Raw genomic sequence first — 19,982 nt, forward strand, 5'->3', positions numbered from 1 at the left:
GGCGGTTTTTTAATTGTATAAAGGGGGGATTTCTATTTCATGTTGATTTTTTAAAGAAATATGCAACTGCATGTCTCGGTTGATGGAGGCGAAAAAAATATTAGTTTCGTCGATGTTTTGATTTTTTAATTGATTTTTGAGCCAAGTTTCATTTACATTTAATTTCGTGAGAACAGAGTGCTGGATTTTACCTTCAATAATGATGGGAAAGGCCAGGGAGGATGTTTTGTTCATAATATTGATATCTTCTAGAGTAACAGTGTTCTTGTGAGGCTTTTTTAATACACTCAAACTGCCGTTCGCCTCGATAATAGCTGTTTCAACATCATTCACATCAAAAACATCTTTTTCACGAAGCGCCTCAAGAACATTGTCGATAGAATAACGAATCTTTTCTAAGTTTTCACGCAGCAGTGTCCCATTTTGGATAATAATTGTCGGTTCAAATGTAATATATTTGCCTACGTCCCGATTTTTCAATTTGATAATTGCAACAAGACGCTGAAGAACTGCGATTAAAACAATAGCTACAGCTGTATGCAGATGTTGAATACTTGGGTCAGCAATGTCAGCCCCTACTACCGAACCGAGAGTCAACACAATTAAGAAGTCAAAAATGGGTAATTCCCCAATCGCACGCTTTCCCATAAAAACAGCCATTGCGAGTAGTAAAGGCAGAATGGTTATAACACGTCCCGCAACGATAAGTAATTCCATCATAGTATTCACGTATCCTCTTCTCCTTTTATAGACCTTCCTTCGTATTTTCTTTCCTAGTTATCTGTTTTATACATTACTGTTTGTAATCTAAATGTAGTCTTTTTGTAATGTTTTATTTATTTTATGTTTGAATATAAAACTGTAAAGGTATACATAAAATAGAACAAACCGCAGAGGGGGGGCAACATAATGATAAATAAAAAGTTTCTATTCCCAAAATTAATGAAAAATTCTGTTATTATACTAATTGCTGCTGTGGTGTATTCGACCGGAAGTTGGACAAATGGCGTGCAGGCTGAAGAAACAGGGACAGTTCATACAAATGAAAAGATCTCCTTTTTCTACGCTTTTGAAAAAATGGTGCATCATGAGGATAACGCTCAATCTAACGATTTAAATATCGGAATAAATACGGCAGATGGAGAAAAAGGATTTGAGGAAAACGAATCTGTTTTGACTTCTTCGATCGCAGATATATTTACAACAAAAGAACAAAACGGAGATTTTATAAATAATGCAGAGGGTAACCTCGAATTGGTTGTCAGTAATCCGGACGTAATTAGTTTAGAAGAAGAGAAACAGACAAAAGAAAAAGCCATTTTTGATGAGACAATAACAGAGAAAGAAATCAGTGTGTACGGTCAGACAGAGGGAGCAGCATTTCTTTATTTGAATGCAGTAAATGACGGACAAGTAACAACGCTTGGAAAAGTAGAAATGGAAGTGAGATAAAATATTGTGTAGTTAAATCTCAGTACAGGTATATGCAAAGCTATAAACCATGAAAGTTTCTACTTTGACCGCAAGCTGTTGCCAATGTATTCAATTGCTCATCAAGGAAACGTTTATCAAGAGATAATAAATTGTCAGTATCTATCCCTTCGATAACGTATTCGGCAAACTCCCATGTTGCTTGTTTGATGTTATCAGAATTTGTTTCTGCGATAAGAATGAAAGCGTGAATACCAGATGTGAGCACAGAGATATCATGAAATCCGTATTGACGAATCGGGGCAAAACATTTATAAAGATAATCAGCGAAACTAGGTGTATCCATTATCACCCGTAAATTTCTTTCTTTATCGTGGTGATAAGAACGAGGTAAGTGTTTTGTCCCTAATTTAGCTAAAATTTTTCCGAGGTTATTAATGCAATTGATGGCTGTATTCGGATCATTAATGCCCGAAGATAAAGCGCGAACAGCTATCTCCACAATTTTTATTAGCGATAGCTCGATGGTATCCTTGGATGACTTTTCAGGGCCAATTGTTATAAGGTTTTTGTAAGAATCTTTATGACAAGGAGTGCTCAGTTCCCATAAAGAAAGATAGGCGGCGCCGGACTCGACATATTCACTTATTTTCGTATTAACACGAACGATACAATCATCTTTGGCGGCCTGCCCTACCAGTCCTTTCATATCAATTTGTTGTACATATCCAGATTGATCTGTACTGATTCTTAGAGGAGAAATATGCTTGATATCCTCCCCTTCCCAATCTTCCCATGGATTATCCTTATGCGCATGTTGTTCATCCGTCAGCTCTTTTTTTATATTATCAATAGTTTGCTGTGTTATGTGATGAAGCAGACTGCTTACTTGTATCCAACTGGATACGTGATGAATGAAAAATACAAACACAAATATACAAATAATCGCAAAGAATACAGCGAAAGAAGGCGATAGAAACTGGGTGACGGTATCTGATTCACGTAGAAGCAAAAGTAACAGAATCGAGTAAATAATCCCCGCAACAAAAAAGCCAAGAACACGTTGCGTGTTAGGATTACTAATGAAATTTTGCAGTGTTCTCGGGGAAAACTCGGAAATATAAGTGGTGAGAACAACTAAAATTGTTGAAAAAGTGATGGTAGTCATCGTTAATAATGCTGCTGATATGGAACCCAGAATGGTCCGGGCAAGATCAATGTTAATGAATAAAGAAGATGGAATCCATTCATGAAAATGTTCTCGATGTAAAAGATATGTATCAAGCTGAATACTGATGATAGCGAAAATAAATGCTATTATCCCATATAGAGAAGGAATATATAAGAAGTTGGAACGAACTCGATTTAGTAAATGCTTGAATGATATCATCCGCGCATCCCCCCTTGTTACGAACTTAGTTTTAACAAAGAATATTTTTTTATTAATAGAAAATCCTATTTATAAACAGGCTTTATGTTCTAACGAGGTGCTGCCTATGTTTACCTACAAACATGTCCTTTATAATATGAGCGGCAAATTCGAGAGTATGATCCGGAATGTTCACGCTCAAAGGTATAGAAAAAAGTTTATCATCAGCGAAAAAATACATATGATAGAACATGAAAAGGTAAATATGTCTGATGAGGAAGTTAATTTAATAAATGGCATTAAAGCGGAAACAAAAAAGCATAATCGAAATAATATCACGAGAACAGAAGCTTATAGAAAGGTATATTTTCATCATCAAGAGCTGCATTGGGCATTGCTTGCTCACATGGTATCGAGAAACAGTGGGTGGTGCATGACGGATTTAAAAGGGGAACTGCTTCCGCACGTAATGACTGAAGAAGAAAGAAATGCTTTATTTCATTTCTATGAAACAGCGAATGCCCTGATTTTTCAAGATGCTTATCCGCAGCTACTTCTTTATGTAGAAAGTAAAAAGCGTCAAACTAACCTATTCCATCTTCTTCCTGCGTTTCATGTATCTCGTTTTATGAGACCATTTTGGGATCATTTTCTTATAAACCGAGATCCCGTTACATTAACGACTGCATTAATTATAAATGAACAACATTATATAGAAGATCGGGTTATTCGAAACAAGTACTACCAACAATCGGTCTTGGACACATTAAAGTTTAAAGGACAAGAAATGGCTCAATTGACGCAGGTGATTTTCCCTTATAAAGCAAAGAAATTTTTATGGACAAGACAAGGGACGAGACTAGCAGGACTTATCTTGGAGCATTTTGCCGATGTGCAAGAACGTATTGCTATTGGGAAAAAACTGTATGCTATTCTTTTTGGAATAGAAGATGTATTTAACGGGGTATTTGCGTTTGCAGAGAATGTTTGTCACTGCGGTTCTCGCAAAGATTATTGGAATCAGCTGTTCAGTGATAATGATAAATATAAAAACAGTCGCTATCAGAAAGAACGGATCATTGGAGGGCATATGCTGAAAGAAGCTCCACCGTTTTATAGTCCAAGATTGAATGAGGTGTGGAACGATCAAACGATTCCTGCGGTCTCATTGTCAGATTGGTTTAACCATACATCTATGCTGAAAGAATTGCGGAGCTTTAATGTTCCTGTACGTTTTGATATGACCAATGAATATTACTTTGGCTTGAATAAACTAGAGTTGGCTGTTCTAGCAAAACAGAAATTTATAAATGTAAAAAGTAAATAGTAAATAGAGGAATAAGGAGGCCAATAAGGAAAGTATAATGAGTGAAAAAGCAAGTCAGGCTTTTAAGAAAAAATTTTTAGCATCAGTAAATATGTGTAGTGTAACCCACTTTTCCGTTCATGCGGACTATATGGCGTGAACGGAAGGGGGATGGATGCTAGTTTTACGCTGAATTCTCAAAGACATAGCGGTTGCGGCCAGCGCCTATGCCGGACCAGAGCATTCCTGCAGTAACAATAAGGAAAATAATAATAGCCGGGATCCAACTATGATACATATCAAATAATATCCCGATAGAAAAAGGACCGATAGCAGCTAGCAGATATCCAAAGGATTGAGCCATTCCTGAGAGTTGGGATGCTTGCTTTGCTGATTGAGCGCGAAGTCCAAGCAACGTTAATGATAGACTCAGTGCTCCGCCTTGGGCTAAACCGAACAGAAAGACACTTACGGCAAGCAGAACAAATGATCCATCCATCAATAAACCGCCTAAGCCTATAAAATAAAGGCAACTGATTCCGATAACGATTCCCTTTTGATTCGATAATCGGTCGGCAATCACAGGGATAAAAAAACTGAGCGGAAACCCGATAAATTGCATGATAGAAAGCATCCAACCTGCAGCGGAAGCGTCTATCCCACGAGCTTGTAGTATCTCTGGGAGCCATGTGATTAAGCAGTAAAATAAAAAAGATTGTAATCCCATAAAGAACGTGACTTGCCAAGCCAATTTCGATCGCCACACGGAAGGTTGATTTGTCTCATCATCAAAAGAATGAACCGTGTTTGGTTTATTTTTCAATTGTGGTAACCAAAAAAGTAATGCCGGTAGAGTGAGCAGTACCCATGTCCCAAGAGACGTATTCCATTCTAAGTCGAACCCGTTGGTGATAGGGATGCTAAAACCGGAAGCAGCGCTTGCCCACAGTACCATGGAAGTGGTATATACTCCTGTCATTAAACCCACTTTTGTAGGAAAATGTTCCTTTACAATCCCTGGCAAAAGGACATTACAGATTGCAATTCCTGCGCCTGCTAACGCTGTTCCTAAGAAGAGCGGCGGGATGAGGCCAGTAGCTCGTACGAGAATCCCAGCTGTTAATATAATTCCTCCTATAAATACAGTTCGTTCCTTTCCTAATCGCTGTCCAATGGTTGGTGCAAACGGGGAAAGAAGGGCAAACGCAAGTAGTGGTATTGTTGTAAGTAAGCCGGCTACCCCGTTAGAAATCCCCGTATCTTCACGAATAAAACCAATTAAAGGACCAACCGAAGTAATGGCTGGTCTTAAGTTAAACGCAATAAAAATAATGCCGAGGAGCAGAGCGATATTTTTCGAGGGTGAATTATCATCTGGATGTTTAATCATTTTGTATCCTGTCCTTTTTTATGAGTCTGAATTAAAATGTATTTATCACCCGTAGCGTGTATAAAAAAAGAAAGAGACTCGATTGGTTAACCGAATCTCTTACGTATTATAACAAAAAAATAGGAAAGTTACAGCGAATCAAAATCGTTATCAGAGTCTACTAGGTTATAGTCGGTCACCGTTGTTTCGAAAAAGTCAGCTTTCCCGGTAGAATTATCGTTATATACAGAAATCCAACGCATCGGATTTTTCTTATATCCTTCATATACATGTTCAAATCCAAGTTCTTTTACACGCTTGTTGGCCATAAACTTTATATAACTTTCCAGTTCATTGGAATTAATGCCTTCAATTTTGTTACCGATAATATAGTTTCCCCATTTGATTTCAAGTTCCGCTGCTTCTATAAAGCAGTCATGAACAAATTGAGCAAACTCGTCGGTATTCAGCTCAGGGTTTTCTTCCAATGTTTCTTTTAAAATATTAGCAAACAGTCTTACGTGAAGCTGCTCGTCCCGGTTAATAAAGTTAATCATTTTTGAAGTTCCGAGCATTTTTTCATTTCTGGCAAGATTGTAAAAGAACGCAAACCCAGAATAAAAGAAGAGCCCTTCTAAAATAACATCATAAACGATGGCGCGAATGAAATTTTCTTTGGTCGGATTATCTGTGAATTCGGTATAGCCATCCGCAATAAACTTGTTTCGTTCTAGTAACACTTCGTCTGTCTTCCAATATTCGAAGATTTCTTCTTGTGTTTGACTATCCGTTACACTCGACAAAACGTAAGTATAAGATTCATTATGAACAACTTCTTGGAAAGCCAACACAGACATTAAGGCGGAAAGGCTGGAATCTGTTAAATAGTCAGCTACTTTGGAAGAAAAGTCCGTTTGTACACTATCGAGGAAAGCAAGTAAGCCGATAATTTTGTTAAAAGCTTCTCTTTCGTCTTCGGTTAAGCTTTCGTATTGATTCTTGTCATTAATTAAACTAACTTCGTCTGGAATCCAGAAGTTTCGCAGCATATTTTTGTACATCGGATAAGCCCATTTTCTGGCGGTATCGTCCCAGTTTAATATGTTGGAACTTTGCCCATTAATAATACCAGTTGATTGGTTAGGGGCATTCGTGTCGTATAGCTTACGTTTATTTATCGTACTCATAATAACGATACTCCTTTAATAAAGTTCTTAAGTGATTCTTTGGAAAAAGAGCCCTTCTACGAACACACAACTGTTTCGTAGAAGGACTGATCTACAGGATTTTAACTTGAGCAGCTTTCACAATCTTCGATTAAGGTGGAAGTGGATCTTGTGTAATACGTTGTTTTTAATCCAGATTTCCATGCTTGCATATGAAGACCGAGTAATTCTTTAGCTTTAATACTTCTATGAATATATAAGTTAAAACTGATGGATTGATCAATATGCTTTTGTCTTGCGGCATTTTGTTTGATACTCCATGACTGATCAATATTAAAGGCCGATTTATAATACCAAATGGTCGCAGAACTTATATCCGGTGCAGTTACCGGGGAACGGAATCCTTTCTTTTCTTCCACATGTTCTTGGCGGAACACAGGGTCGATACTGGCAGTAGAACCAGCAATGAGAGATGTTGTCGCATTTGGAGCGACTGCAATCAAGTATCCGTTACGAAGTCCGTCGTTTTGAATATCTTCGGACAGCTCTTTCCACTTGTTATCTGACCATGAAATGGAACCGTCATGATTTTCTATGCCATATGATCTTTCCAAGTATCGGCCGGTATTCCATTCGCTTCCTTCAAAGAGAGGATAAGCTCCTTTTTCGGCGGCCAGTTGATTGGAAGCCGTTAAGGTTAGGTAGTTGATTTTTTCATATAATTGATCGGCTAACTCCACAGCCTCTTCGGACTCCCAACTAATACCTTTTAAAGCTAAAAGATGATGCCAGCCAAATGTTCCAAGTCCAATGGCACGATATCTTTGATTAGTATGACGGGCTTGAAGGACGTCTATCGTGTTTAAGTCAATAACGTTATCAAGCATGCGGACTTGAATAGGAATAAGTCGTTCTAATACATCGTTTGTTACAGCTCTTGCCAGTGAAATGGAAGAAAGATTACATACAACCATATCTCCTGGAACTTTCTCTGTAATAATTTTTCCTTCTTCGCTCAAGTATTCTTCTTGAACTGTCGTAGGGCTCATATTTTGCATAATTTCGGTACAAAGGTTTGAACTGTAAATAATGCCTTCGTGTTTATTCGGGTTGGTGCGGTTAACTGTGTCTCTGTAAAACATATACGGAGTTCCCGTCTGAAGCTGGGATTTCATAATTCTTTTCATGATTTCTATAGCTGGTACTCGTTCTTTTGTTAATTCAGGGTGATCCATGCACTCTTGATATTTTTCACGAAAAGTGCCAGCTCCTTGTTTTTCATCATAAAAATCTTCAAGAGACCATCCCATTACGGTCTTCACTTCATGAGGATCAAATAGATACCAGTCTTCCCGGTTTTCCACCTTTTCCATAAACAAATCAGGAATGCATGCCCCTGTGAATATATCGTGGGTCCGTAGTCTTTCATCACCCGTGTTTAGTTTCGCATCTAGAAATTCAAAAATATCTTTATGCCAAACATCTAAATATATGGCAAATGCTCCTTGTCTTTGGCCGAGCTGATCGACGGAAACAGCTGTATTGTTTAATTGTTTCATCCAGCCCATAATGCCACCGGCTACACCTTTATATCCTTTAATGTCAGAACCTCTACTTCGCAGCTTACCGAAATAGATGCCGACGCCTCCTCCATTTTTGGAAAGGTTAGCAACATCTGTATTGGAATCAAAAATACTGCGTAAACTGTCCTCCACCGTGTCAATAAAACAAGAGCTTAATTGTCCTGTGTTTTTTCCTGCATTAGTAAGTGTAGGAGTGGCAACCGTCATGTATAAGTTCGACAGAGCCCAATACGCTTCTTTTACTAGTTCAAGGCGATAAGCACTAGGTTCGTTAATCATAAGTTTCATTGCAATAACCATGAAACGTTCTTGCGGCAATTCAAATACATTGCTACTTTTGTCCGTTGCCAAATATTTGTGAGCAAGAGTTAAGATACCTACATAGGAAAACAATTTATCCCGCTCAGGTTCAATTGCTTGTCCGAGCTCCATGATTTCTTCCTTGGAATAATCGCGTAATAAAGTCTGATCATAGACCCCTTTAGACCCGAGTACTTTTAACAGGCCGTAAAGGGAGCCGTATTTTTGATCTGTATCATAGGCACGGTTTTTCGATGCTTCCTTGTATAATTTGTGAAGATAAATATTTGCTGCAACGTATGTCCAATCTGGTTCAAAACGGTCGATTCGTTCTGAAGCATTTAATGCTAATAAATTTGTAATCTGTTCTGAAGAATATTCATCTTTAAATTCTATATTAGTTAGTATTTCATTTTTATAATCTGATATTGAAAGATCTGGATAATCGCTGGATATTTTATCTATAAAACGGCTCAGTCTATCTTTGTCAAAAGGAAGTTCTCTATTTCCGTTATCTTTCGTAATTACTGTCACTTTTATTCCTCCTGATTAATGCTTCAACGTCTAGGATGTGGTAGTTTCTTGTGTTTTTCTAATTTCTTTAGCTGCTAGAACCATATTTTTCAAAGAATCAATAGTTTCTGGAGTGTTTCTTGTTTTCAAGCCACAATCCGGATTAATCCAGAATAAGGAGGCTGGAAGAACACGCAATGCTCTTTCCATCATTTCTTTCATTTCTTCTACTGAAGGAACTCTAGGGCTGTGTATGTCGTAGACACCAAGGCCGATTCCTTTTTCATATACAGCCGTTTCAAAGGATTCGATGAGTTCGCCATGACTTCGAGATGTTTCAATAGAGATAACATCGGCATCTAATGCACGAATCGACTCGATCATGTCTTGGAACTCGCTATAGCACATATGGGTATGAATCTGTGTCGAATGTTTAACATTTGAAGTAGCTAGGCGAAAAGCGTGAACAGACCAGTCTAAATAGTCATTCCATTCTTCTGTTTTCAGAGGCATACCCTCACGGACAGCCGGTTCATCAACCTGAATCATTTCGATACCAGCTTCTTCAAGTGCCTGAACTTCTTGACTCAGCGCAACAGCTATTTGATAAGACACTTCTTTTCTTGAAATGTCGTCTCTTTCAAAAGACCAATTCAAAATCGTCACGGGACCGGTCAACATTCCTTTTACCGGCTTATCTGTTAAAGATTGTGCGTATTGAGATTCTGCCACTGTCATTGGTTTATCGAATGTTACATCGTCATAAATGACAGGTGGTTTTACGCAACGGGAGCCGTATGATTGAACCCAGCCATTGCTCGTGAAAGCAAAACCATTCAGCTTTTCCCCGAAAAATTCAACCATGTCGTTACGTTCAAATTCTCCGTGAACAAGGACATCAATTCCGATATCTTCTTGAATGTCAATCCATTCTTTCATTTTATTCTGGATAAATTCTTGATACTCTGCTGCTGTCTTTTCGCCCTTACGGAATTGCTGACGCGCAACACGAACCTCTTTTGTTTGAGGAAAACTTCCGATTGTCGTTGTTGGGAGTAATGGTAAATTCCATTTTTCATCCTGATACTTTTTTCGTTCAGCAAAGGAAAGTTCACGCTCTGATGGAAGTGATTCCCTTCGTTTCGTTAAGTCAGCGGATTGTTTCCGGTAGTTTTCAGAAAAACGTTGTAAAGCTTGTTGATTTTCTTTTACGGTTTTATCCTCCGCTTGTCCGTTAATCATGGTTGAAAGAGTAACAATTTCTGTTAGTTTTTCATCGGCGAATGACAGAGCGTCGTGTAATACGGATTCTAATTTAGTTTCATGTTTTTTCGTAACAGGTACATGGAGCAGACTGCAAGAAGGCTGTATCACTTTATTCGCCTCTGGCGCTAATTGGTTAATCTTTTGAAGGGCTGTTTCTTTTTCTTTAAGGTCTGCACGCCAAATATTACGTCCATCTACAAGTCCCACGCCTAATGTTTTAGCAGTTGGAAATCCATGTTTTTCAAGAGATGCGATGTTCTTCTCCCGACCATGCACAAAATCAAGTCCAATACCGTCTACTGGTAAGTTCACTATCTCTTCATAGTGATCGATGGCTTCGAAGTATGTTTGCAGCATTATCGACAGCCCGGGCACTTCTTTAGCAAAGGTGTCATAAGCTTTTTGTACAAAATGAATGTCCTCTTTTGGTAAAGAAGCGACCAGAGAAGGCTCATCAATTTGGACCCAAGAGGCTCCAGCATCTTTTAATTCGCTCAAGACTTCCACATAGAGAGGCAAAAGCTGATCTAATTTTTTTTCAAAATCGTCCTGACTATATCCTTTGGAAAGTTTTAAAAAAGTAATAGGGCCTGTTAATACTGGTTTACCATCAATATTTAGTTCATTTTTGGCTTCTTTATAAGCGTTTAATGGCTTATTTTCTGTTAAGACAGGAGTAATATCTCCAATTTCTGGAACAATATAATGATAGTTTGTATTAAACCACTTTGTCATTTCACACGCCGGAGCCTCTGCTGTACCACGAGCCATATTAAAATAAGTAGTTAATGAAACAGTGTTACTGTCTTCCTTAAAACGTTCCGGAATAAAACCAAACATAGTAGCCGTATCAAGGATGTGATCATAAAGGGAAAAATCACCAACAGGTATGAGTTCGAGTCCACTTTCTTGTTGTTTTTTCAAATAACTTAAACGGAGTTCTTTCACTTCTTTTAAGAACTCTGATTCGTCTAGTCGTCCAGCCCAAAAGCTTTCCAATGCACGTTTCCATTCCCGATTTTCTCCGAGTCTCGGGTAACCTAAATTACTGTTTGTCCAAGTTGTTCCCATATAAATCTCCTCCTTGATAAATTAAAATAGATGCAGTCTAAATGTTCCCGTGTGAAAGCTTTGCTAATAGTTGGAGACGGCTTTCGTCTGAAATTGCATACTCCTTCTAGTTTCACTTAACAAAGCTGTTCATAAAAAAAGGTATTTTTACAATACGGCGATGGGAGAAACGCATTGTAAAAATACCCTTTAAGGATATATATAACGTGTGAACACCTCCCTATCTCCCGTAGGTTACTGCGGTGTTGTCAAAACAGGCAGGTCTCCTGGCTTCAGTTTCATTGCCGTAATGGCCTTCCCGAAACAAATTCAGTGGTTTTGTCATTAGGGCTCTTCTGTCACAGTGGCGGGACCGCGCCGGTATTTCACCGGACTTCCCTTTTAAACCTTAGAATATCTAAGGTACCTGTTTTCTTTCGTTATATGTCTATGTATGTAGAGAAACTATATATCCTGTATCGTAATGTGTCAAGTGTGTTTAAATGGTATATGTAGTGGTATAGGATAGATATAAAGCGCAATATATACGAGGTGAAGCTTATGAGTAAACATCCGATTTCGAAAAAATTTTTTTATCAGGGTACGTTAGATTTGGCTTACAATTTATTAGGAAAAATATTGTATAAAGAAACAGAAGAAGGACTTGCTGCCGGAAAAATTGTAGAAACAGAAGCTTATTTAGGTATAGAAGATAGAGCAGCTCATAGTTATGGTAATAAACGGACGAAACGAACAGAGATTATGTATGGAGGACCTGGGTATGTGTATACGTTTGAAATGCACACGCATTGTTTAGTAAATGTTGTAAGTGAACCAGAAGGACAGCCAGAAGCAGTTCTTATAAGAGCATTAGAACCCATTACAGGATTGGAACTAATGTATGAGAGAAGGAAGGTACAAAAAGAGAAAGAGTTAACGAATGGACCGGGAAAACTGACAAAAGCACTTGGGATTATAAAGAAGGACTATGGCCACCATTTCTCTGAAAGGCCACTTTATATTACGGAAGGTGAAAAACCTGAATCGATTTCATCGGGACCGCGGATAGGTATTGAGAACACAGGAGAGGCACGATTTTATCCGTATCGATTTTGGGAGACAGGAAATCGCTTTGTTTCAAGGTGAAGAAGTGATAAAAAGTTTTTGACAAATCAAAGCAGATACCTGTATTATAATTCAGTATTATTATAATTCCTACTAACATTATAGGATAAGGAGTGATTGAAGATGGCAACAAGTGTTGAAGCACAAGCTCAACCGCAACAATCTGCAGAAAAAAGCAATTCAACGTTAAATCAGGCTCAGACACCTCTTGTCGTTGGCGGTTTAATCGTGTCTGCTATTCTTGCAATATTTTTAGCATTTACCCAAGATGTTTCACAGCCATTATTATTAATTATAGGTCTACTACTTGGGTATACGTTATTTCATGCTCGTTTTGGTTTCACATCAGCATTCCGGCGTTTCGCATCTGTTGGTAACGGACAGGCGCTGCGGGCACACATGGTAATGTTAGCCGTAGCTGTGACATTATTTGCTCCTATTTTAGCAATAGGTGTCACATTTTTCGGTGGAGAAGCTACAGGCAATATTTCTCCTATTGGAGTCAGTCTTATCGTTGGGTCCTTTCTATTTGGAATAGGCATGCAGCTTGGGGGCGGATGTGCCTCCGGAACGTTATACGCAGTCGGCGGCGGTCGTTCTGTTATGTTTATTACACTGCTGTTTTTCATTGTCGGCTCTACTGTTGGGGCAGCTCACTTTGATTTCTGGGTGAATGATATGCCTTCATTTGGGTCCGTATCTCTTGCTACGTCAACGGGACTAGGTTATTTCGGAGCTTGGGTTGTATCGATTCTATTTTTTGGATTAATGATATGGTTCACTTTGAGAATCGAAAAAAAGAAAAATCCTCCGAAAATGGCAGATTTGCCTAAGATAACTGGTTGGAAAAGAATCCTTCGCGGATCTTGGCCATTAATTACAGCAGCTGTTGTGTTGGCCGTTCTTAATGCTATTACATTGCTAACGAGAGGAAGTGGCTGGGGAGTTACGTCCGCTTTGGCATTATGGGGATCCAAGGTTGCAGATGGCATGGGCATTGATGTTGCTAGCTGGGGCTATTGGCAGGGTAACACGGAAGCGTTGCAAACAACGATTTTTGCTGACACGACAACCGTTTTGAACTTTGGTGTCATTTTAGGTGCTTTTCTCGCATCCGCTGCTGGCGGCTTGTTCCGTTTCACCAACCTAAACGTGAAAAACGTGACAGCAGCTGTCATTGGGGGGCTGCTAATGGGATATGGCGCCCGCCTAGCCTTTGGATGTAATATTGGGGCGTACTTCACAGGTATAGCTTCCTTTAGTCTACACGGATATATTTGGGGAATAGTAGCAATGGCCGGCACATTTTTGGCCTTGTTTATCAGGCCATTGTTCGGCCTTTCCGTTCCTAAATCTAAAGATTCTTTTTGTTAATAAAACCAAAAGCCTCTCCTCATCGGACAAAATCCTTTGAGGAGGGGCTTTTACTATTTGAGATAACGAAATACGGGAAGATTTTTGTTGACAATGATAATCGTTATCAATTAAGATGATTGTAACGTTACATCGTGCGAGGAGGCAATCGTATGGTTGAAGTGCTTTTAGCTTTTGTTAGTATGTCAGGGAATACAGAAGAAATAGCTGATTTGATTGAAGATCAATTTGATGATACTTCTGTGACAGTGACAAGAAAAGATATAGATATGGATGGATTAGAGGCGGAATCCTTGGAGGATTATGATGGAATATTAATAGGAACGTATACATGGGGGGATGGAGATCTCCCGTATGAACTTGAGGACTTTCATGATGACTTAGATGATGTAGATTTGACAGGTAAAGATGCGGCAGTATTTGGTTCTTGTGATTCGTGTTATGCGGAATACGGCAAAGCGATAGATACAATGTCGGAGAAATTAAAGGCGCAGGGTGCAGAGATTGTTTTGGATAATTTGAAAATTGAACTTGATCCCCAAGATGAAGATGTTACGCGCTGTGAAACTTTCGCGCAAGACTTTATAAAGAAAATAGAAACGAAAGCAGCTTACTCATAAAGAAAGCTGCTTTCATTTATTAGAAATAGACGGTTTAATGTTTAAATTATCTTATTCGTTTTTGTTAAAATAGAGCCAATATCTTCGTTTGGCAACAGTAGATCAGCTTTTTGGTCTATATCTGTAGGCGTACGGTTTATAATTACAAGTTTCGCTCCCTGATCCTTTGCATCTGCTGGAAAAAAAGAGGCAGGTGCAACAGATAAGCTTGATCCAAGCACAATAAAAAGATCGGCATTAGCTGTTTCCGTCTGAGCAAAGGCTATCGCCTGTTCTGGAAGCATTTCACCGAATAAAACAATATTAGGCCGCAACACTCCGCTACAATCGCTGCAGCTGGATTTGTTTTCAAGATAAGCAGCACTGTTTGTTGTTTTACCGCAGGAATGACAACGTAATGATGTGATAGATCCGTGAAGTTCTGTTATATTCTCACTGCCTGCTGCTTGGTGAAGCCCGTCCACATTTTGAGTAATAATACTTTTTACTAATCCATGTTTTTCCCATTCAGCTAAAATGTAATGTCCGTTATTTGGTTCAACTTGAGCTAATGATTGTATACGTGAACGATAAAACGAAAAAAATTCTTCCCAGTTCTGCTGCATCATGTCTACGCTCGCTAATTTAGCAGGATCCCGGTTATTCCATAGTCCCTTATCAGAACGAAAATCAGGAAGTCCACTTTCTGTAGACATCCCGGCACCCGTCATGACAACTGCATGTTCTGCTTTATTTAGCCATTCTGCTAACTTTTCCATCGTTGGATTCCTCCGTATCAATAAATCAGCATTTGTTTTAAAAGGTTTGCTTTTATTCATCATAACAAATGGTTACAGTCATATAAAAAAACAACGCTGACAAACCAGCGTTGTTGATGCAAACTTCTATATTTCAAGGAAATAAAAGAAAGGGAGTTAGTGCGACTGTTTGTTTTGTTACAGCCGTTGAATCATAGAAGACAACTTCAATCTTACATTCTGAACATAAATAATGTAAAGTGATGAAAACGACAATTAGTTATAATAGTACCATCAGTAGGGGAGCATGAATAAGAGACTGTATATTTAAGGTTTGGCAAAGACATAGAAGAGGAGATGTGAACGTGTATATTGATGAACAAGTCGTATTGGTAACAGGAAGCAGCAGGGGGCTAGGAGCAGAAATTGCAACATCGTTTGGTAAAGAGGGAGCAAACGTTGTCGTCAATTATGTAAAAAATGAAGATAAAGCACAACAAGTAGTAGAACGTATTGGGAATGAACGTGCGATAGCGATTCAGGCGGATGTTCGAGATGAATATCAAGTGGACAAATTATTTGAGAAAGCGAAAGAACATTTCCAAAAACCGGTTACGACAATAGTAAATAATGCACTTATTCAGTTTGCTTTTGATGCCGTAAACCGAAAAACAACAGATACGGTGACGTGGGAAGACTATAATGCGCAACTGGAAGGCAGTGTGAAAGCGGCCTTATACACTATACAGGCAGGTAAGAAAGATATGGTTGATTTGAATTTTGGCCGTATTATTAATATTGGAACCAATCTGTTTCAAAATCCAGTTGTTCCTTATCATGACTATAATACAAGTAAAGCAGCATTGCTTGGTTTTACAAGAAATATGGCAAGAGAGCTGGGAGTTGAAAATATAACGGTCAATATGGTTTCAAGTGGTTTGCTGGACAAAACGGATGCTAGTGCTGCAACACCGGATGATGTATTTGACGTGATAAAAGAAAATACACCATTAAAAAAAGCAGTGACACCAGAGGAAGTGGCAGACTCAGTATTATTTTTTGCTTCCCCGTGGAGTCGTGCTGTCACCGGTCAAAACTTAGTGGTAGATGGCGGACTAGTTATGGATTGAAACGATCCCAAAGTGACTGCTGTATACGATAGTGGTGTGAGAGGTAGGGAGATTATGCCCCCTCTTCCTTGATTACTAGGGGTCAAGAGGGGGACATTGTTCCTAGCTATTTATTGACAGGAAGGTGTGATTCCTATAAAACAAGACATTTAGCTAGCGTATGGGAATGTCCGTAAATAGGTCAAAAACGATGAAATTAGGTACCCTCTGTCCGCAACGGAATATAAAGGAACCTATTTCATATTTATAACAATTTTACCGCGTACATGATGTGTCTCACTTAAGGCATGGGCTTCTTTGATACTACTTTCCTTAAATGGAAAAGTCTTGTTGATGACTGTTTTTAGATTACCTTCTTTAAACATATTGGCCAATGTTTGTAACTCCTCTCCTTTTGGTTCAAGCCAAACAAAGCTAGCTGTTACACCGTAACTTTTTGCTTCTTCTTCTGAAGGAGGTTGCGCAATGGAAACAAGTGTTCCGTTTTGTTTTAAGACTTCGTAACTTTTAGATTGTACATCGCCGCCAATGGAGTCTAATACAATATCATAATCTGAGAGGATGTCACTAAAGTTTTCTTGTTTATAATGTACAACGGTGTCTGCTCCCAAGGACGTTAAAAACTCATCGTTTTTCTCACTTGCTGTGGTGGCGACATAGGCGCCAAAATGTTTTGCAATTTGAATGGCGAATATTCCAACACCGCCCGCTCCGCCATGTATTAACACTTTATCTCCTTTTTTAATATTTGCGTGATTGACAAGACATTGCCAAGCGGTTAGGCCAGCTAGAGGAATGGAGGCTGCTTCTTCAAAGCTCATGGATTCAGGTATGTTGGCAAGTAAATCTTCGTCCACAGCAACATACTCTGCATACGTACCCTCTCTAGTTGTCGCAGGCCGAGTGAAGACGGAGTCCCCAACATTATAATTAGTGACGTTCTCCCCTTTTTCTACAATAACTCCGGCAGCATCCCAGCCAAGTGTAATAGGAAAATCAAAGGAAAGCATTTCTTGAAGGTATCCGGCCCGTACCTTCCAATCGATAGGGTTAATGGATGTTGCATATATTTGAACTAAAACTTGATCGCTGCTTATCGAAGGGCGGTCGATTTCTTTTTCTTTGAGTTCTTCTTGTCCTCCGTATTGATCAATTACTACAGCTTTCATGAATACTTCCTCCTTTAATGTTTAGTTTTGTTTAGACAAGTCCATATTATCCACTGTATTTTCCTTAATCAAGCATAATGCTTGGGAATAAAGAAAGTTAAAGAACTTGATATACGGCCACAGCTGAATATATGATGTACTGAAGAGAGTGAATGAAAAATACAACTAGGTAGGATACAAACATCACTTGTATGGTACAAAATATAAAGGAGGGGGAAGAAATGAATGATTCTTTTTTAGATAAAAATCAGAAGCGTTTTGTTGAAGAATTAGAAGAATTTTTAAGTATTCCAAGTGTTTCCACGTTACCGGAAAAGAAAGGAGATGTGGAACAGGCGGCAGAATGGGTATCCTCGCGATTACAAATGGCAGGATTGGAAAATGTGAAGGCAATGGAGACAAAGGGACACCCAATTGTTTATGGAGATTGGCTTCATGCTTTAGATCAACCGACTGTACTGTTTTATGGTCATTATGACGTACAACCGGCTGAACCGCTAGAGTTATGGGAGTATTCTCCATTTGAACCTCACATTGAAAACGGACGTATTTATGGGCGCGGTGCCACTGATATGAAAGCCAACGTTCTACTTCCAATCATAGCATGCGAAGCCTGGCTGACAGAAAAGGGGGAAATACCGGTAAATGTAAAATTTTTATTTGAGGGAGAAGAAGAAATCGGTAGTCCGTCTCTTGCGGATTTTATGGAACAACATAAATCATTACTAACGGCTGACTTAGCTGTAAGTGCTGACTCTGGACAAATGCAGGAAGAACAACCTGCCACTATGGTAAGCTTACGCGGGTTAGCAGGCGTGCAAATAGACGTTCAAAGCGCAGACGGTGATCTTCACTCCGGTTTATATGGAGGAGCGGTACCTAATGCAGCTCAAGCTCTTGCGACTATTTTGGATTCGATGAAAACTAAAGACGGTAAGATAGCGATAGACGGCTTTTATGAGCAGGTAGAAGAAAGAAGTGAAGAAGAGCGAGCAGATATAAATCAAAGTCAATCGGGGATAGAAGATTTTAAGAAATCAGCAGGTGTTTATAACACAGTCGGAGAGCCGGATTATACGGTTGGAGAACAAACACTGACACGTCCTACTGTTGATATAAATGGAATGTGGAGCGGATATCAAGGCATGGGGGTGAAAACGGTAATACCGGCTGAAGCACATGCAAAAGTGACCTGTCGACTAGTGCCAAATCAAACGCCGGAAGAAATAATAGAGAAGCTTCGAAGCCATGTTGAAGCACACGCACCAAAAGAAGTTCAGACTAAAATCATTCCATTGGCCGGTAAAGCTCATCCTTATATGCTCCCTTATGATCATCCCGGTTTAAAAGCGATAGAGCAGGCTGTTTGGACTGTAGAAAAGAAAACCCCTGCTAAATTAAGAATTGGAGGTTCTATTCCTATTACAGGTTTGTTAGAACAACATATTGGAGTGCATACGTTGCAGTTAGGCTTTTCCGTGTTTGATGAAGGAATGCATGCTCCGAATGAATTTTATAGACTAAGTCAATTTGAGAAAGGACAAAAGGTGTTTGTGCAGTTATTACATGAATTAAGTGATTGCTCTATCTAATATCAAAAACAACCTGTTGGAAACAATAATCAGTTTTTCAACAGGTTGTTTATATGGATCATTTTTCCAAAATCAATAGCTACTATGTCCGCCTTTTTTGACGTTGTATTCAGAAGCATCAATGATAAAATAAAAAAAGAGAAAAATAGATTTTATCATAGAAAGTAGTGCGCCTTCATGAGTTCTACCGTTCAAGATCGTTCTAAAATGGATATAACATACGAAACGTTTATGGTGCTTTTAGCCGCACTATCGATTGGAACCTTATGGTATGACACCGGTATGGACAATTACCTCATTTGGGGGACATGGGGGGTATTCTTTGTTGATTTTGTAATCCGTTTTTACAAAAGCGAAGATAAATGGGGGTTCATTAAAGCTAATCCATTCTTAGTGATTGCGATTATTCCGTTGGATGCGATTTTTCAGTTTGCGCGTTTTGCGCGAATTTTACATTTACTACGGTTAAAAACAATAACAAAGTATTATACGATGCCGTTTATTCGATTTTTGAAGCAGCAGAATCTTATTGTTGTTGTAACCATGACGTTTGGATTATTGTTTATCACCATTATCCCTCTAAACCATTTAGAACCGGAATTAAAAGGGTACTGGGACGCTTTTTCGAGCAGCCTGCTTTCCTTGATTTTTTTTGGAAGATCTAATTTTGAACCTGTGACGGGAGTCGGGCAATTTCTACTCGTTATACTTAGTATTTTAGGTGTCGTTCTTTATGGTTTAATCATTAGCACTTTATTTGATGTATTATACCAATCACAGTGGATTCAAACATGGATAAAGAAAGGAAAAGAAAAGTGGAATCGTTCTTCTAAATAAGCTGGCATCGGCATAGAATGTAGTAATTCAGATGAAAAAGGCAGG

The 19,982-nt window shown here is 38.8% G+C and carries 16 protein-coding genes and 1 riboswitch; of the genes, 8 read left to right on the plus strand and 8 right to left on the minus strand.

Features of this window, described 5'->3' with window-relative positions; all coding sequences use genetic code 11:
- Positions 1-9 precede the first annotated feature (9 nt).
- Complete coding sequence (locus tag J2S78_RS15680; RefSeq protein ID WP_306900288.1) at positions 10-720, minus strand: DUF421 domain-containing protein; 711 nt, start codon at positions 718-720, stop codon at positions 10-12.
- Positions 721-909: 189 nt separating this feature from the next.
- On the opposite strand from J2S78_RS15680, the gene J2S78_RS15685 reads away from it, so the two are divergent.
- Positions 910-1,452, plus strand: coding sequence for a hypothetical protein (locus J2S78_RS15685; protein WP_306900076.1), 543 nt, complete (start codon positions 910-912; stop codon positions 1,450-1,452).
- Between the two features lie 40 nt (positions 1,453-1,492).
- Here the strand turns inward: J2S78_RS15685 and J2S78_RS15690 are convergent, their stop codons facing one another.
- Positions 1,493-2,821: a DUF2254 domain-containing protein gene (locus J2S78_RS15690; protein WP_306900077.1), complete on the minus strand. Its 1,329-nt coding sequence runs from the start codon at positions 2,819-2,821 to the stop codon at positions 1,493-1,495.
- Positions 2,822-2,927: 106 nt separating this feature from the next.
- On the opposite strand from J2S78_RS15690, the gene J2S78_RS15695 reads away from it, so the two are divergent.
- Positions 2,928-4,127, plus strand: coding sequence for a DUF2515 family protein (locus J2S78_RS15695; RefSeq protein ID WP_306900078.1), 1,200 nt, complete (start codon positions 2,928-2,930; stop codon positions 4,125-4,127).
- A 163-nt stretch (positions 4,128-4,290) separates the two neighbouring features.
- Here J2S78_RS15695 and J2S78_RS15700 read toward each other — a convergent pair whose 3' ends face one another.
- From J2S78_RS15700 to metE, 4 genes are all read right to left on the minus strand, one after another.
- A complete protein-coding gene (locus J2S78_RS15700) occupies positions 4,291-5,496 on the minus strand; it encodes a CynX/NimT family MFS transporter (protein ID WP_306900079.1) in 1,206 nt (401 codons plus the stop codon).
- Between the two features lie 128 nt (positions 5,497-5,624).
- The gene (locus tag J2S78_RS15705; RefSeq protein WP_306900080.1) at positions 5,625-6,662 is read right to left on the minus strand and encodes a ribonucleotide-diphosphate reductase subunit beta; all 1,038 of its coding nucleotides are present in this window, start codon (positions 6,660-6,662) and stop codon (positions 5,625-5,627) included.
- A gap of 101 nt (positions 6,663-6,763) precedes the next feature.
- A complete protein-coding gene (locus J2S78_RS15710; protein WP_306900081.1) occupies positions 6,764-9,058 on the minus strand; it encodes a ribonucleoside-diphosphate reductase subunit alpha in 2,295 nt (764 codons plus the stop codon).
- 30 nt (positions 9,059-9,088) lie between these two features.
- A complete protein-coding gene (gene metE / locus J2S78_RS15715; RefSeq protein WP_306900082.1) occupies positions 9,089-11,374 on the minus strand; it encodes a 5-methyltetrahydropteroyltriglutamate--homocysteine S-methyltransferase in 2,286 nt (761 codons plus the stop codon).
- Between the two features lie 239 nt (positions 11,375-11,613).
- A riboswitch (cobalamin riboswitch) is annotated at positions 11,614-11,799 on the minus strand.
- Between the two features lie 115 nt (positions 11,800-11,914).
- Between metE and J2S78_RS15720 the strand changes: the two genes are divergently transcribed.
- The 3 genes from J2S78_RS15720 to J2S78_RS15730 all read left to right on the plus strand — a co-directional run bounded on the left by J2S78_RS15720 (position 11,915) and on the right by J2S78_RS15730 (position 14,472).
- Positions 11,915-12,499 carry a DNA-3-methyladenine glycosylase gene (locus J2S78_RS15720; RefSeq protein WP_306900084.1) on the plus strand — a complete coding sequence of 195 codons (585 nt, stop codon included), beginning with the start codon at positions 11,915-11,917 and terminating at the stop codon, positions 12,497-12,499.
- Between the two features lie 102 nt (positions 12,500-12,601).
- Entirely contained in the window at positions 12,602-13,852 is a 1,251-nt protein-coding gene (locus J2S78_RS15725; protein ID WP_306900085.1) for a YeeE/YedE family protein, read from the plus strand.
- A gap of 152 nt (positions 13,853-14,004) precedes the next feature.
- Positions 14,005-14,472 carry a flavodoxin gene (locus tag J2S78_RS15730; RefSeq protein ID WP_306900086.1) on the plus strand — a complete coding sequence of 156 codons (468 nt, stop codon included), beginning with the start codon at positions 14,005-14,007 and terminating at the stop codon, positions 14,470-14,472.
- Positions 14,473-14,513: 41 nt separating this feature from the next.
- Here the strand turns inward: J2S78_RS15730 and J2S78_RS15735 are convergent, their stop codons facing one another.
- Entirely contained in the window at positions 14,514-15,230 is a 717-nt protein-coding gene (locus tag J2S78_RS15735; RefSeq protein ID WP_306900089.1) for an NAD-dependent protein deacylase, read from the minus strand.
- A 344-nt stretch (positions 15,231-15,574) separates the two neighbouring features.
- Between J2S78_RS15735 and J2S78_RS15740 the strand changes: the two genes are divergently transcribed.
- A complete protein-coding gene (locus tag J2S78_RS15740; RefSeq protein ID WP_306900091.1) occupies positions 15,575-16,339 on the plus strand; it encodes a 3-oxoacyl-ACP reductase in 765 nt (254 codons plus the stop codon).
- A 233-nt stretch (positions 16,340-16,572) separates the two neighbouring features.
- On the opposite strand, the gene J2S78_RS15745 is transcribed toward J2S78_RS15740, so the two are convergent.
- A complete protein-coding gene (locus tag J2S78_RS15745; RefSeq protein WP_306900093.1) occupies positions 16,573-17,508 on the minus strand; it encodes an NADP-dependent oxidoreductase in 936 nt (311 codons plus the stop codon).
- Between the two features lie 221 nt (positions 17,509-17,729).
- Here J2S78_RS15745 and J2S78_RS15750 point away from each other — a divergent pair, with 221 nt between their 5' ends.
- Positions 17,730-19,100, plus strand: coding sequence for a dipeptidase (locus J2S78_RS15750; protein WP_306900095.1), 1,371 nt, complete (start codon positions 17,730-17,732; stop codon positions 19,098-19,100).
- A gap of 177 nt (positions 19,101-19,277) precedes the next feature.
- Positions 19,278-19,937: a hypothetical protein gene (locus tag J2S78_RS15755; protein ID WP_306900096.1), complete on the plus strand. Its 660-nt coding sequence runs from the start codon at positions 19,278-19,280 to the stop codon at positions 19,935-19,937.
- Positions 19,938-19,982: the final 45 nt, after the last annotated feature.

The sequence above is a fragment of the Salibacterium salarium genome (assembly GCF_030813635.1).
Classification (GTDB): Bacteria; Bacillota; Bacilli; order Bacillales; family Marinococcaceae; genus Salibacterium; species Salibacterium salarium.

What these genes read in the sequence shown, in the direction of transcription:
- J2S78_RS15750 (WP_306900095.1), top strand. Translation starts at nt 17,730, where the DNA reads ATGAATGATTCTTTTTTAGATAAAAATCAGAAGCGTTTTGTTGAAGAA.
- metE (WP_306900082.1), bottom strand. Translation starts at nt 11,374, where the DNA reads ATGGGAACAACTTGGACAAACAGTAATTTAGGTTACCCGAGACTCGGA.
- J2S78_RS15685 (WP_306900076.1), top strand. Translation starts at nt 910, where the DNA reads ATGATAAATAAAAAGTTTCTATTCCCAAAATTAATGAAAAATTCTGTT.
- J2S78_RS15755 (WP_306900096.1), top strand. Translation starts at nt 19,278, where the DNA reads ATGAGTTCTACCGTTCAAGATCGTTCTAAAATGGATATAACATACGAA.
- J2S78_RS15720 (WP_306900084.1), top strand. Translation starts at nt 11,915, where the DNA reads ATGAGTAAACATCCGATTTCGAAAAAATTTTTTTATCAGGGTACGTTA.
- J2S78_RS15745 (WP_306900093.1), bottom strand. Translation starts at nt 17,508, where the DNA reads ATGAAAGCTGTAGTAATTGATCAATACGGAGGACAAGAAGAACTCAAA.
- J2S78_RS15695 (WP_306900078.1), top strand. Translation starts at nt 2,928, where the DNA reads ATGTTTACCTACAAACATGTCCTTTATAATATGAGCGGCAAATTCGAG.
- J2S78_RS15730 (WP_306900086.1), top strand. Translation starts at nt 14,005, where the DNA reads ATGGTTGAAGTGCTTTTAGCTTTTGTTAGTATGTCAGGGAATACAGAA.
- J2S78_RS15725 (WP_306900085.1), top strand. Translation starts at nt 12,602, where the DNA reads ATGGCAACAAGTGTTGAAGCACAAGCTCAACCGCAACAATCTGCAGAA.
- J2S78_RS15690 (WP_306900077.1), bottom strand. Translation starts at nt 2,821, where the DNA reads ATGATATCATTCAAGCATTTACTAAATCGAGTTCGTTCCAACTTCTTA.
- J2S78_RS15680 (WP_306900288.1), bottom strand. Translation starts at nt 720, where the DNA reads ATGATGGAATTACTTATCGTTGCGGGACGTGTTATAACCATTCTGCCT.
- J2S78_RS15735 (WP_306900089.1), bottom strand. Translation starts at nt 15,230, where the DNA reads ATGGAAAAGTTAGCAGAATGGCTAAATAAAGCAGAACATGCAGTTGTC.
- J2S78_RS15700 (WP_306900079.1), bottom strand. Translation starts at nt 5,496, where the DNA reads ATGATTAAACATCCAGATGATAATTCACCCTCGAAAAATATCGCTCTG.
- J2S78_RS15705 (WP_306900080.1), bottom strand. Translation starts at nt 6,662, where the DNA reads ATGAGTACGATAAATAAACGTAAGCTATACGACACGAATGCCCCTAAC.